General features: G+C 33.5%; 13 protein-coding genes. 9 read left to right on the top strand and 4 right to left on the bottom strand.

The genetic code is table 11. From position 1 onward, the window contains the following. The first annotated feature begins 11 nt into the window (after positions 1–11). Positions 12–1,199, top strand: a complete 1,188-nt coding sequence (locus AC000W_RS14215) for a hypothetical protein (protein ID WP_474749224.1) — start codon at positions 12–14, stop codon at positions 1,197–1,199. A gap of 29 nt (positions 1,200–1,228) precedes the next feature. Here the strand turns inward: AC000W_RS14215 and ytxJ are convergent, their stop codons facing one another. Then, complete coding sequence (ytxJ, locus tag AC000W_RS14210; RefSeq protein WP_474749223.1) at positions 1,229–1,624, bottom strand: bacillithiol system redox-active protein YtxJ; 396 nt, start codon at positions 1,622–1,624, stop codon at positions 1,229–1,231. 162 nt (positions 1,625–1,786) lie between these two features. Between ytxJ and clpB the strand changes: the two genes are divergently transcribed. Continuing rightward, entirely contained in the window at positions 1,787–4,387 is a 2,601-nt protein-coding gene (gene clpB / locus AC000W_RS14205) for an ATP-dependent chaperone ClpB (RefSeq protein ID WP_474749222.1), read from the top strand. Between the two features lie 111 nt (positions 4,388–4,498). Further along, positions 4,499–5,095, top strand: a complete 597-nt coding sequence (locus AC000W_RS14200; protein WP_474749220.1) for a TetR/AcrR family transcriptional regulator — start codon at positions 4,499–4,501, stop codon at positions 5,093–5,095. A gap of 5 nt (positions 5,096–5,100) precedes the next feature. On the opposite strand, the gene AC000W_RS14195 is transcribed toward AC000W_RS14200, so the two are convergent. Next, complete coding sequence (locus tag AC000W_RS14195; protein ID WP_474749219.1) at positions 5,101–6,798, bottom strand: PorP/SprF family type IX secretion system membrane protein; 1,698 nt, start codon at positions 6,796–6,798, stop codon at positions 5,101–5,103. Between the two features lie 82 nt (positions 6,799–6,880). Between AC000W_RS14195 and AC000W_RS14190 the strand changes: the two genes are divergently transcribed. Further along, a complete protein-coding gene (locus AC000W_RS14190) occupies positions 6,881–7,408 on the top strand; it encodes a SixA phosphatase family protein (protein ID WP_474749217.1) in 528 nt (175 codons plus the stop codon). Here AC000W_RS14190 and AC000W_RS14185 read toward each other — a convergent pair. Further along, positions 7,401–8,153 carry a DUF6503 family protein gene (locus tag AC000W_RS14185; protein ID WP_474749216.1) on the bottom strand — a complete coding sequence of 251 codons (753 nt, stop codon included), beginning with the start codon at positions 8,151–8,153 and terminating at the stop codon, positions 7,401–7,403. The genes AC000W_RS14190 and AC000W_RS14185 overlap by 8 nt on opposite strands. 113 nt (positions 8,154–8,266) lie before the next feature. On the opposite strand from AC000W_RS14185, the gene smpB reads away from it, so the two are divergent. Next, positions 8,267–8,728, top strand: coding sequence for an SsrA-binding protein SmpB (smpB, locus tag AC000W_RS14180; RefSeq protein WP_474749215.1), 462 nt, complete (start codon positions 8,267–8,269; stop codon positions 8,726–8,728). Here smpB and AC000W_RS14175 read toward each other — a convergent pair. Further along, positions 8,725–9,366: a protein-L-isoaspartate(D-aspartate) O-methyltransferase gene (locus tag AC000W_RS14175; protein WP_474749213.1), complete on the bottom strand. Its 642-nt coding sequence runs from the start codon at positions 9,364–9,366 to the stop codon at positions 8,725–8,727. The genes smpB and AC000W_RS14175 overlap by 4 nt on opposite strands. Before the next feature lie 147 nt (positions 9,367–9,513). Between AC000W_RS14175 and AC000W_RS14170 the strand changes: the two genes are divergently transcribed. The 4 genes from AC000W_RS14170 to AC000W_RS14155 are packed head-to-tail and all read left to right on the top strand — an operon-like array spanning position 9,514 to position 13,268. Further along, positions 9,514–10,479 (top strand): Gfo/Idh/MocA family protein, encoded by a 966-nt coding sequence (locus tag AC000W_RS14170; protein ID WP_474749212.1) that lies wholly within the window; start codon positions 9,514–9,516, stop codon positions 10,477–10,479. A 2-nt stretch (positions 10,480–10,481) separates the two neighbouring features. Beyond that, entirely contained in the window at positions 10,482–11,369 is an 888-nt protein-coding gene (locus AC000W_RS14165; RefSeq protein WP_474749211.1) for a 3-hydroxyacyl-CoA dehydrogenase family protein, read from the top strand. A 2-nt stretch (positions 11,370–11,371) separates the two neighbouring features. Then, the gene (locus AC000W_RS14160; RefSeq protein WP_474749209.1) at positions 11,372–12,607 is read left to right on the top strand and encodes a DUF1015 domain-containing protein; all 1,236 of its coding nucleotides are present in this window, start codon (positions 11,372–11,374) and stop codon (positions 12,605–12,607) included. Between the two features lies 1 nt (position 12,608). Then, positions 12,609–13,268, top strand: coding sequence for a YggS family pyridoxal phosphate-dependent enzyme (locus AC000W_RS14155; protein WP_474749208.1), 660 nt, complete (start codon positions 12,609–12,611; stop codon positions 13,266–13,268). Positions 13,269–13,279: the final 11 nt, after the last annotated feature.

Here is a 13,279-nt window from a genome sequence, read left to right as displayed (position 1 = left end):
AATGTATTATTATGAAAAAAGCATTACTTTTTAGTATCGTCATTGTTTTTTTAATCGCTTGCGGAGGGGTCAAAAAAACACAAGAAGCTATCAACACTGGAAATTATTACAGTGCAATTAACAAGGCTTTAAAGAACTTAGCAGATAACAAAACAAAAAAAGGGCATCAGCCATATGTTTTATTATTGGAGGAGGCTTTTGAAAAGAATATGTCACAAGAATTGGAACGTATCTCCTTTTTACAAAAAGATGGAACCCCAGCAAATTTTGAAGCAATCTATAATGGGTATACTAACCTTAGAAGTATTCAAGAAAGAATAAAGCCAATTCTGCCTTTACCAATTTTTGATGAAGATAGAAATGCCCGATTTGCATTTAAGGATTATAACAGTAAAATCATAAGCGCTAAAAATAACTTGTCTGACTATTTATACCAAAATGGATTGACGTTGATGGAGAATGCTGTTGAAAAATATGATTTTAGAAAAGCATATGAAGATTTTAAATATTTAAACAAAATAAATCCTGGGTATGCAGACAGCAAACAAAAAATGGAAGAAGCATATAATAAAGGACTGGATTTTGTAAAAGTAGGTATGGTAAATGATACGGAACAAATAATTCCAGAGCGCTTGCAAGAAGAACTTTTAAACTTTAACACATACGGATTGGATAATCTATGGACGGAATACCATACTTCTCCATTAAATGAAATAAAGTATGATTATGAAATGCAGGTGGCTTTTAAGGACATTAGCATATCTCCAGAACAAATAAAAGAGCTACAAATAATTAAGGAAAAACAAATTAAAGATGGTTTTAGTTATGTTCTTGATTCTAATGGAAATGTAGTAAAAGATAGTCTTGGAAATGATATTAAAGTTGACAAGTTCAAGACCATAAGATGTGATTTTTATCAATTTGAACAATTTAAATCTGCCCAAGTAGTAGGTAAGGTAAGTTTTATAGATTTAAAATCTAAACAACAATTAAATTCTTACCCATTGAGCAGTGAATTTGTATTTGAGCATATTTATGCAAATCATGATGGAGATAAAAGAGCATTGGAGAACAGCCAATTACCACTATTAAATCTAACACAAATGCCATTTCCAAGTAATGAACAAATGGTTTATGATGCTGGAGAAGATTTAAAGGCTAGATTAAAAGAAATAGTAAAGAGACATCATTTTAATTAAAAAAAGCCCTGTTTAACAACAGGGCTTTTTTATATGTAATCTTCAATTTTAATATCTGATATGGCACCATGCGAAGCATGGGTAACAACCGCTTCATTTTTAATAATAAGTAATTGCGGAGATTGATGTATAACTTGAAACTTATAACCTGTTTCGTTTGAAACCTCTCTGTATTTATGCAAATCCAAATAATAAACATCCACACTATTCTCTGGTGCGTTATATCCACCAGTGAACATCTTTAATACCATTCTACTAATACCACATGTGGTGGAATGCTTAAAAATAGCCTGAGCCTTATCGTTAGATTTACTTTTTATCTCCTCCAACTGCTCTATTGTTGTTAAAGGGATCCATGGAAAAGTTACTTCTGCATTTTTAACATCTTCTGTACTTTTTCCAAATAAGTTCTTAAATAATGTCATTAATATGATTTTTCTTTAAGTCGTGCAAAACAAGCATACTTACATTCTGCCGAAATGTCTTGAAAATAAAGGTTGTAACCGCCATTTTGTCTGTCCTTCTTAATTGGTAAGATTGTTGAAACCTATATTCTGAAAGCAAAAATAACAGAAAAATATAACTATATGAACTTTAATAATTTCACTATAAAATCACAAGAAGCTATACAGCAAGCACAACAACTTGCACAAGAGCTTGGCCATCAACATATAGAGAATGAGCATTTCTTTAAAGCCATTTTAGAAGTTGATGAAAATGTACTACCCTTTATTTTAAAGAAGTTGGATGTTAATGTTTCCCTCATCAAACAAATATTGGAAAAAGAGTTGGAAAGTTTTCCAAAGGTCTCTGGTGGAGAAATAATGGCCTCTCGTGAAGCTGGAAAAACTTTAAATGAAGCCAGTATTGTTGCAAAACAAATGGAGGACGAATTTGTTTCTATTGAACATCTATTGTTGGCTATTTTTAAATCAAAAAGTAAAATTGCCCAAATCTTAAAGGACCAGGGTGTTACCGAAAAAGATTTGAAAGCTACAATTACAGAGTTGAGAAAAGGCGGAAAAGTAACCTCTCAAAGTGCGGAGGACACGTATAACTCACTAGAAAAGTATGCCAAGAATCTTAATGCAATGGCAGATAGCGGAAAGTTAGACCCTGTTATTGGTAGAGACGAAGAAATTAGGCGTGTATTGCAAATATTATCTAGACGCACTAAGAACAATCCTATGCTAGTAGGTGAACCTGGAGTTGGTAAAACAGCAATTGCAGAAGGTTTAGCACATAGAATTGTGCAAGGAGATATTCCCGAAAACCTAAAGGATAAAATTCTTTATTCTTTGGATATGGGGGCATTGATTGCTGGAGCAAAATATAAAGGTGAGTTTGAAGAACGATTAAAATCTGTAATTAAAGAAGTAACTTCATCAGATGGAAATATCATATTATTTATTGATGAAATACACACACTAGTCGGTGCTGGTGGCGGACAAGGAGCCATGGATGCTGCTAATATTTTAAAGCCGGCATTAGCAAGAGGTGAACTAAGAGCTATTGGTGCAACGACTTTGGACGAATATCAAAAATACTTTGAGAAAGACAAGGCTCTTGAAAGAAGGTTCCAAAAAGTTGTGGTAGATGAACCAGATACTGAAAGTGCCATTTCAATTCTTAGAGGGATCAAAGAAAAGTATGAAGCACATCATAAAGTCCGTATTAAGGATGAAGCAGTAATTGCTGCTGTGGAACTATCTCAGCGCTATATTACAAACCGTTTTTTGCCAGATAAGGCAATTGACCTAATGGATGAAGCTGCTTCTAAGCTTAGAATGGAAATTAACTCCAAACCAGAAGAATTGGATGTGTTGGATAGACGAATCATGCAATTGGAAATTGAGATTGAAGCTATAAAAAGAGAGAATGACATGTCTAAACTCAAGGCTTTAAATGTAGAAATTGCAAACTTAAAAGAGGAGCGCAATGAAATCTTTGCTAAATGGGAAAGTGAAAAAAACGTGGTGGATAATATTCAAAAAACAAAACATGATATAGAGAATTTTAAAGTTGAAGCCGAGCGGGCAGAACGTAACGGTGACTACGGTAAAGTTGCAGAATTACGGTATGGGAAAATTAAAGAAGCCCAAGAAAATTTGGAATTACTCCAAAAGGAGTTAGAAATTCAGCAAGAGGTAGGTACCTTAATTAAAGAAGAGGTTACAAATGAGGATATTGCAGAAGTAGTAGCCAAATGGACCGGAATACCAGTTCAGAAAATGTTACAAAGCGAACGTGAAAAATTATTGAGCTTGGAAGATGTGCTTCATAAAAGAGTAGTCGGTCAAATTGAAGCCATAGAAGCTGTGTCCGATGCTGTTAGGAGAAGTAGGGCTGGGTTACAAGATACAAAGAGACCTATTGGATCTTTCTTATTCCTTGGAACAACAGGGGTGGGAAAAACTGAGCTTGCCAAAACATTGGCTGCTTATTTGTTTGATGATGAGAACGCAATGACAAGAATAGATATGAGCGAATACCAGGAAAGGCATTCTGTTAGCAGATTAGTGGGAGCACCTCCTGGATATGTTGGGTATGATGAAGGGGGGCAATTAACCGAGGCTGTTAGAAGAAGACCCTATTCTGTAATATTGCTGGATGAGATTGAAAAAGCGCATCCAGATACTTTTAATGTTTTGCTTCAAGTATTGGATGAAGGCAGGCTAACAGATAACAAAGGGCGAGTAGCAGATTTTAAGAACGCAATCATAATCATGACTAGTAATATGGGAAGTCATATTATTCAAGAAAAATTTGAAAAAGTACAAGATTTGGAAAAAGCTACTGAAGAGTCAAAAAATGAGGTTCTTGGGTTATTAAGGAAGGCTATTCGTCCAGAATTTTTGAATAGAATAGATGATATTATAATGTTTACCCCATTAAGTTTAGATGACATTACTAAAATTGTGAAACTTCAATTAGGGCAGCTAAAAAGAATGGTAGCAAAACAACATATTACAATTGATGCTACTGATGAAGCTATTTCATATTTGGCAGAAAAGGGATATGACCCTCAATATGGAGCACGACCAATAAAAAGGTTAATCCAGAAAGAAGTCCTTAACAATTTGTCTAAGGAACTCCTTGGAGGAAAAATAAAAGCTGATAGTATTATTCTAATCGATTCTTTTGATAACCATTTGGTTTTCAGAAATCAAAATGAACTAGTTAAATAAAATTCTAAATCAACAATAAAAAGGCATTCAAATTACGGATGCCTTTTTTTATTTAAAATATATACCATACAGTATATAGATTTTTTATATTCGTAAAAAATAACTCTCTTAATGTCAACCAAAGCCCAAAAAACTACTGCTTATATTATTGAAACAGTAGCGCCTATTTTTAATAAGCATGGTTATATGGGCACAAGCATGAGCGATTTAACGGAGGCTACTGGTTTAACTAAAGGGGCCCTGTACGGGAATTTTGAAAACAAAGAAGCGCTGGCTCTTTCTGCTTTTGAATATAACAGCAAAAAATTACTGGGTTCCATTGATGAAAGACTAGAGATAGAAGGCACTGCTTTGGATAAGATTTTTTCCCTTACAAAATTTTTTAAGAATTATGATATTTTCACAAACGAACTAGGAGGCTGCCCAGTATTGAACACTGGTATGGATGCCCAAAACAATAATTCATTGTTGGCTGCAGCAGCTAAAGAAATTATTAAGGTAATTGAAGGTAAAATAGCCTTGGTTTTAGAAAATGGTGTAAACAATAATGAATTAAGGTTACCAGTACCGCCATTGCAATTTGCCAAGCAATTGTACACAATGTTACAAGGTGCTGTGGCAATGTCTTCCATGACAAAAGACCGAAAATATTTAATAAACACCGTAGCTTATCTAAATCTTTTGGTAACTAACGAAATCAAAAAATAGATTTCCTATTTTATTCTAAAAATCCATGTTCTATCTGGATATTTACCATTGAATTTACTTATTCTTGCCTGTTCGGCTTCTTCAATAGTGTTATATCTTTTTAAATACACATAATTATACTTATTAATACTACGATAAAAAGATTTAGGTTCTAAACCTTTATCCTCCAACGTTCTCATGAATTTCTCAAAATAAATTTTGGTTCTATATACATTGGCAATAAGGTAGTATCCAGGTTGTTGGTTATTTTCAGAAATAGCTTCTTCATAGTGCCCTCTTGTTTTAGCCTTGTTTTCTTCTAAAGTAGCCATATCATTTTCTTTAGCCTTATCAACTTGAGCCAACCTTACAGCTGCTATAGAATCCCTCAGTTTTTGTTCCAACGCTTTTTGTTTGGCAATTCTATCAAGTTCAGCCAACCTAACAGTATTTATTGAATCTTGTTTTTTCTGTTCCAATTCTTTTAAAGCAGCAATTCTATCCAATTCAGCTTTTCGCTTAGCTGCTTTCCTTTTAGCGGCTCTAGTTTGGACCAGTTTAACCTTATTAATTGAGTCACTTTTTTTCTGTTCTATTTCTTTTTGCATGGCTACCCTAGCCTCCGTTTCTTTAGCAAGTGCAATGGAATCCTGCTTTTTTTGTTCCTCTATAACAATTTCTTGTTTTCTTATAGTGGATATAGAGTCTAACTTCTTTTGCTCAAGAATAGCTGTTGAATCCACAATTTCTTCTTTCTCCTTCAATATCTCTTCTATTTCTGGAAGAACATCTTCCTCCTCTTCAATATCAAAGTCAACAACTTTTTTTCTTTCATCTGGCTTTCCAAAACTAAATGCAGAAACAATTTCAAAACTTGGGTCTTTATCTTTTATAGATGCATCTGTACCAAACTCAACTAAAGCACCCAAAGAAAACATCTTAAAAAGCTTTGCGCCGCCACCTACGGAAAATCCATAAAAATTATTATATCCCGTTTGAGCCCAAAATTTTGATGTTGAGAACAAGGTGATTAGCCCAACTTGAGTATCATATGTTGGGATAGACTTTATGTAAATTGAAGGTCTGATAAAAGAAATGCTATCTCCAAAAACCTCAATAGGAAAATCATAACTTGTATGGCCTAAATAAATTTTATCTGAAGAATATGATTCATCGCTAGAAAGCGTTACAAAATTCTCTGAAGTAAGTCCTAAGGTGAATTTATCTATATTCAACTTAATTCCAGGGGCAATTTGAACTATGAATTCATTATTGATTTCCAATTGCGGTAATTGAATATTTGGGTCTGGTAGAAAAATATCATTGGCGAATTCTTGTTGAAACCCAAATATGTTAGTTCCAATTGCAATATTAGTGTTTGGACCTAAACTAATATCATAGGCTAAATTTACAACCCCTCCAGTTTGAAGAAATGCACCCGTATTATGCTGAATGAAACCTGCTCCTATTCCAAAATTTCGAGATATGCTCCCATTATAATTAACAAATATAGAAGTTGGATCTCCATCTATAGTTTGCCATTGCCACCTATTCCATAATGAGACTGAGTGTTTATTTTTTCTATTCAAAAAAGCTGGATTAAACAAACTGGGGTTATACTCGGTCAGATTATGTTGCCTATAGTCAACTGGAAGTTCTACTCCCTGACCATAGGAAGATATAAATATAGTTAGGAATAAAATGGTTGCCAGTGTTTTAAGCATATGCAAAAAAACAAAAAACAGATAGTATTACATACTATTTTCTAGTATATTTAGTTAAATAAATAGTAGAATTGACTCAAATATGAATTTTATTAAAGCTCTTGTATTTTCACTTCTTTTTGTTGTTTTTTTTAATTGTAAAGAAGACAAAGAACCTATTTCCAGTGCTGAACCCGTTGTATCTACCTTTTATTTTATTAGGCATGCGGAAAAAGATAGAAGTAATCCTGAAAATGAAGACCCAGAATTGAACCAAGATGGTCTTGGAAGAGCAATTCGTTGGGCAGAAGTATTGGACGATGTCGACTTAACTGCAATTTACACCACGGATTATGAAAGAACTTCTATGACCGCAGCTCCTGCGGCTGTTAAAAAAGATATTATAGTTCAATACTACAATCCTCAAAATATTGATGTTGAACAATTTAAAGTGGATAATTTAGGAGGTAATGTGTTAGTAGTTGGGCATAGTAATACAACACCAGATTTGGTAAACAAAGTTATTGGAGTTGAAAAGTATGAGGCCATGGATGATTACGACAATGGGAGCCTTTTTATTGTAAGAATTATTGATGGTATCCCAACAGATACACGCCTACATATCAATTAAGCCTACTTACCATTACATTTTCCAATTCTATCTTGGATAATAATTCCAATTCTTCTTTTTCAAAGGCCTTATCTACAGTATAAATGGATACTTTTTCTTCCTTTGGTTTGTAATTATTATAATCAACAAACCTTATTCCATTAACATACCTTTCATTATATGCCTCTCTAAAACGAATACCACCACCATTTACATGAAACTCGTACGCCAAATAATCGGGCTTAAAAGTTTCTTTGTTGAACCAATAGATGTATACATCATCAAAATCATCCCCTCCACCTTCTTGATCAAAAGTAATTTTAACTTTATAATAGTCTTTGCCCTTAATAGTTACATCTTCTAACAATTCTTTATTCACGGCCTTGGCATTAAGGCCATATGGAAGGTTTGCAAAATAGTGTACGGAGTTTACAGAATTAGAATAAGAATTAGCAAGCGAATCTGGAACCATGACCATATTTTCATCAACATAACGGCAAAATTCTTTGGGCTCTTTTATATCAACAATTAATGCTGAATCTTTGGCAAAAATCCTTTTTAGGATTTTTCTATTCTCAATCTGTTCAGAATGATATTCTTTATCTCTAAAATTAAAATATAGATTGCTTTTTTCATACAAATCCCCCCCACTAACTTCAATGGAAGCATCCACAATTTCCTGAACGTTTTTAGTTACAGATTTAGATTCTTCTTTACATCCAAATAAAAAAATCAAACCCAATAGTATAAAACAAAATTTTTTCATTCTTTTTATTTATTCTGTTCGAAAAAACATAACACTCTTTACAAAGATAATAGGTGAAATCTAATCTTTTATAAAATCTTTAATCACATATTTATTCTATTTTTGCCCAACAGATGCAGAAAAACATTAACATAAAGAATAAAAAGGCCAAATTTGAATATGACCTTTTGGAAACGTTCATTGCTGGTATTGTCCTCTCTGGCACAGAAATTAAATCCATTCGTTTAGGTAAAGCCTCTATTTCTGAAAGTTTTTGTGAGTTCAATGAGAAAGGTGAGTTATTTGTAATAAATATGCAAGTTGATGAATACATGCATGGTTCTCATTACAATCACAAACCAAAAGCAGAACGGAAACTGTTATTGAACAAACAAGAGCTAAAAAAAATGCGTAAAGAAGTTACCACTTCTGGCAACACAATAGTTCCTTTAAATCTTTTTGTTAATGACAATGGATTGGCAAAAATTAAAATTGCTTTGGCCAAAGGAAAAAAACTTTATGATAAAAGGGAAACTATCAGGGATAGGGACAATAAAAGGGACTTGGACAGAATAAAAAAGAATTTTAATAATTAATTCTTGTTCTCTAAAAGTGGCACAAACTTAAAAGAACCTAATTCTTTCTTTTCAAATTCCTTATCAGATTTCCTTACAAAAAGTGTCATTACTTGTTCATCCACACCAACAGGGATTACTAACCTTCCTCCTACTTTTAGTTGAGACATTAATGCCTTAGGAACTTCTGGTGCTCCTGCAGTTACAATAATTCCATCAAAAGGAGCTTCTTCTGGCAACCCTTTATAGCCGTCACCAAAAATTATTTTCTTTGGTCTATACCCCATTTTTCCAAAAAATAGCTTCGTCTTTTTAAAGAGTTCTAATTGTCTTTCAATTGTATAAACTTTAGCTTTTAAATGAAGTAAGACAGCTGTTTGATAGCCACTACCAGTGCCAATCTCCAATACTATAAAATCAGGTTTTATTTTTAATAGTTCCGTTTGAAAAGCAACAGTGTAAGGTTGGGAAATAGTTTGGTCCGCTCCTATTGGAAATGCCTTGTCTTGGTAGGCATGGTCCTCAAAACCACTATCTAGAAATAAATGCCTGGGTATCCTTTTTATTGCATTTAAAACATCAACATCTTTAATTCCCTTAACAGATAATACATCTGCCAATTTATTACGCATTCCTTGATGCTTTAAAGTATCTTTCAATAGTTTGTTTTTGGTATTGCAAAGTTAAAAAAACTAAGTCTTTTCTTAATCTATGTTTCAAATAAATATTGACAATTTCTACTTCTTTAATATAGATTAAATATTGGGGAATGGCTACATATTCCTATTTTTGAAAAAACATTTTTTATGCTCAAAGTTGGAGTTTTAGGCGCTGGACATTTAGGTAAAATTCATTTACGTCTTCTCAATGAATCCAAAAAATATAATTTAGTCGGTTTTTATGACCCAGATGAAATCAATGGTAAAAAAACTTCTGATGAGTTTGGGTACAAATACTATGATAATATCAATACACTCATAGAAGATGTAGATTTAATTGATATTGTAACCCCAACCCTTTCCCACTATGACTGTGCAAAAAAAGCTATGGAGAAAGGCAAACATGTTTTTATAGAAAAACCCATTACCAATACATTAGAAGAAGCGGAGACCTTACTTGCATTGGAAAAAAAATATAACGTTAAAGGCCAAGTTGGGCATGTAGAGCGTTTTAATCCAGCTTTTACTGCTGTAAAGGATAAGATTGAAAATCCTATGTTTATTGAAACTCACAGACTCGCAGAATTTAATCCAAGAGGGACTGACGTTCCTGTGGTGCTAGATTTAATGATACATGATATTGATGCAATTCTAAGTGTTGTAAACTCTGAGGTGAAGAAAATAAATGCCAGTGGTGTGTCTGTAATTAGCAAATCACCGGACATTGCTAATGCAAGGATTGAGTTTGAAAATGGCTGCGTTGCCAACCTTACAGCAAGCCGAATTTCATTAAAAAGCATGCGTAAATCACGTTTCTTTCAACGTGATGCTTACATCTCTGTTGACTTCTTGGAAAAGAAAGTAGAAGTCGTAAAAATGCAGGATTCCCCAGAAAAACCTGGGGACTTTGATATGATACTTCAAAATGCTGAAGGTGAAAAGAAACAAATCTATTTTGAAAATCCTGAAATAGAAGCTAACAATGCTATTTTGGATGAATTGGAAACCTTTGCTGATGCAATCACTAATAATACGGTGCCAGTGGTATCTTTGGAGCAAGGGACAAAAGCATTAAATGTGGCTTTGCAAATTATTAAATCTTTTAAAAACTAAGGATGAATATAGTTGCAGTACTTGGAGCAGGAACAATGGGAAATGGTATAGCTCATGTTTTTGCCCAATATGGATATAAGGTTAATTTAATTGATGTTTCTAAAAACTCTCTCGATAAAGCAATTGCAACCATTAACAAAAATTTAGACCGAATGGTTCTCAAAGAATTGATTGATGAACCAAAAAAAAGTAATACTCTAAATAATATATCCGTTTTCACCAATATTCATAAAGGTGCTAAAAATGCGGATTTAGTAATTGAAGCTGCAACAGAAAATTCAGAAATAAAGAAAAATATTTTTAAAGAGCTTGATGCTGTTTGCAAAAAGGATGCAATTCTAGCATCAAACACTTCTTCTATTTCCATAACCGAATTGGCTAATGAAACCACTAGACCAGAAAATGTTATTGGTATGCATTTTATGAACCCTGTTCCGCTAATGAAATTGGTAGAGGTCATAAAAGGTAAAGAAACCTCACCTATCGCTGTGCAAACTATAATGGAACTTTCAAAAGGGTTAGATAAAATTCCTGTTGAAGTAAATGACTTTCCAGGGTTTGTAGCAAACCGAATATTAATGCCCATGATTAACGAGGCTATTGAGGCTTTACAAGATGGGGTTTCTGGCGTTGTGGAAATTGATACTGTTATGAAACTGGGAATGGCACACCCAATGGGGCCTTTGCAATTGGCCGACTTTATAGGGCTAGATGTATGTTTGTCTATATTGAATGTTATGTATCAGGGTTTTGATAATACAAAATATGCTCCGTGCAATTTGCTTATACAAATGGTTAAAGAAGGAAAACTGGGTGTGAAATCTGGGGAGGGTTTCTATGATTATTCCACCTCAAAAAAGGCTGAGACTGTCTCAGCACAATTCAGATAAAAATGGCCATTGTCAAACCATTTAAGGCAATAAGACCTTCAGAGGACAAAGCAGCATTAGTGGCTTCTCGTTCCTATCAAACATATTCAAAAAAAGAGCGCAAAGGTATTTTAATGCTCAATCCATTTTCATTTTTACATATTATCAACCCAGGCTTTAAATTAAAAAAGAAAGTGTCTGGTACAGAACGGTTCAAATTGGTACACCAAAAATACTTAGAATTTTTACAGGACAATATTTTAATGAAAGATGCCAAGGACAGTTTTTATATCTATCAAATTGAGAAAAAAGAGTTTACTTCTTGTGGCATTTTTTGTGGAACCAGTGTGGCCGATTACCAAAATAATGTCATTAAGAAACATGAAGAAACCATGCAACCCAGAGAAGAACTATTTGCCAATTATTTGGCAAGTGTTGGTTTTAATGCAGAAGCTGTCTTAATGACTTACCCGGACAACGAATTGATTTCCAGTATCATTCAAAACAAAAAAAAGGAAGAACCCAATTCCTTTTTTACAACCACCGATAAGGTTATACATAAAATATGGGTGGTTTCGGACCGTGAAACCGTTGAACTCATTCAAAAAGAATTTAGCAAAATGAATTCCATTTATATTGCTGATGGACATCATAGAAGCGCTTCTTCAAACTTGCTTGCCTTAAATTCATTGAAAAACAATCCAACCCATTCAGGAGCTGAACCATACAACTACTTTATGAGTTATTTGATTCCCGAATCGGAAATTAAAATATATGAGTTTAACAGAACGGTTAAAGACCTAAACAAATTGAGTAAGAAAGAATTTCTTACCAGATTGAATACCCATTTTAATTTGAAAAATAATGGCGATAAGCTTTATAAGCCAGAAAAAAAGCATCAATTTGCCATGTACTTGGATGGTGATTTTTATTCGTTATCTCTTAAAGAGGAAGTTTATAATTTTACAGATGCTTTGAGTGAATTAGACACCCAAATTCTTTTCAAAACTATTTTGGAGCCTATTTTGGGTATAAAAGATTTTAGGAATGATGAAAGAATTCAATATGGTCATGGGAAACACAACATGGCAAAAATGAAAGATGATATTGATTCTGGAAAAGCCAAAATTGGTTTTAGTATGGTACCCATCACTGTAAAAGAAATAAAAGCAATTGCAGATGCCGGCCTGGTAATGCCTCCAAAGAGCACATATATAGAGCCTAAATTACGAAGTGGATTATTGATTTATGAATTATAATATGAGCATCAAAGAAAATCTATCACGCATAAAAAACACTTTACCAGAACATGTAATCCTGGTCGCAGTTTCTAAAACCAAGCCTGTTTCAGGTATTTTGGAAGCATATCATGCCGGTCAGAGAGTTTTTGGTGAAAACAAAATACAGGAAATGACCCAAAAGTGGGAAGAACTGCCAAAAGACATCCAATGGCACATGATTGGCCATGTACAAAGGAACAAGGTAAAATATATGGCAGAGTATGTTTCATTAATCCATGGTGTGGACAGTTTTAAGTTGTTAAGGGAAATTGACAAACAAGCCCAAAAGTACGACCGTATTATTGATTGCCTTCTACAGATACATATCGCAGAAGAGGACACTAAATTTGGGCTGGATGAAAATGAACTGAATGAAATTTTACAGTCCAATGAGTTTTTGGAATTAAAAAATGTGAGAATTGTTGGTCTTATGGGAATGGCAACGTTCACAAATGATAAAAATCAAATCAAAAAAGAATTTAGTAAGCTAAACACCATTTTTTTGCAAATAAAGAATTTAATTCCTAGCATATCTATACTTTCTATGGGAATGAGTGGGGATTATCAACTTGCTATAGATGAGGGCAGTACCATGGTCCGTATTGGAAGTAGTATTTTTAGTGCAAGAAACTACCATTAACTTCTTACCTT

This window comes from Saonia sp. (genome assembly GCF_056326165.1).
Note: the sequence above shows the minus strand (reverse complement) of the source record. Positions and strands in the feature narration are given on the sequence as shown.

Excerpts from the sequence above, each read along its gene's own strand:
- AC000W_RS14215 (WP_474749224.1), top strand. The coding sequence starts at position 12 with ATGAAAAAAGCATTACTTTTTAGTATCGTCATTGTTTTTTTAATCGCT.
- ytxJ (WP_474749223.1), bottom strand. The coding sequence starts at position 1,624 with ATGACATTATTTAAGAACTTATTTGGAAAAAGTACAGAAGATGTTAAA.
- clpB (WP_474749222.1), top strand. The coding sequence starts at position 1,787 with ATGAACTTTAATAATTTCACTATAAAATCACAAGAAGCTATACAGCAA.
- AC000W_RS14200 (WP_474749220.1), top strand. The coding sequence starts at position 4,499 with ATGTCAACCAAAGCCCAAAAAACTACTGCTTATATTATTGAAACAGTA.
- AC000W_RS14195 (WP_474749219.1), bottom strand. The coding sequence starts at position 6,798 with ATGCTTAAAACACTGGCAACCATTTTATTCCTAACTATATTTATATCT.
- AC000W_RS14190 (WP_474749217.1), top strand. The coding sequence starts at position 6,881 with ATGAATTTTATTAAAGCTCTTGTATTTTCACTTCTTTTTGTTGTTTTT.
- AC000W_RS14185 (WP_474749216.1), bottom strand. The coding sequence starts at position 8,153 with ATGAAAAAATTTTGTTTTATACTATTGGGTTTGATTTTTTTATTTGGA.
- smpB (WP_474749215.1), top strand. The coding sequence starts at position 8,267 with ATGCAGAAAAACATTAACATAAAGAATAAAAAGGCCAAATTTGAATAT.
- AC000W_RS14170 (WP_474749212.1), top strand. The coding sequence starts at position 9,514 with ATGCTCAAAGTTGGAGTTTTAGGCGCTGGACATTTAGGTAAAATTCAT.
- AC000W_RS14165 (WP_474749211.1), top strand. The coding sequence starts at position 10,482 with ATGAATATAGTTGCAGTACTTGGAGCAGGAACAATGGGAAATGGTATA.
- AC000W_RS14160 (WP_474749209.1), top strand. The coding sequence starts at position 11,372 with ATGGCCATTGTCAAACCATTTAAGGCAATAAGACCTTCAGAGGACAAA.
- AC000W_RS14155 (WP_474749208.1), top strand. The coding sequence starts at position 12,609 with ATGAGCATCAAAGAAAATCTATCACGCATAAAAAACACTTTACCAGAA.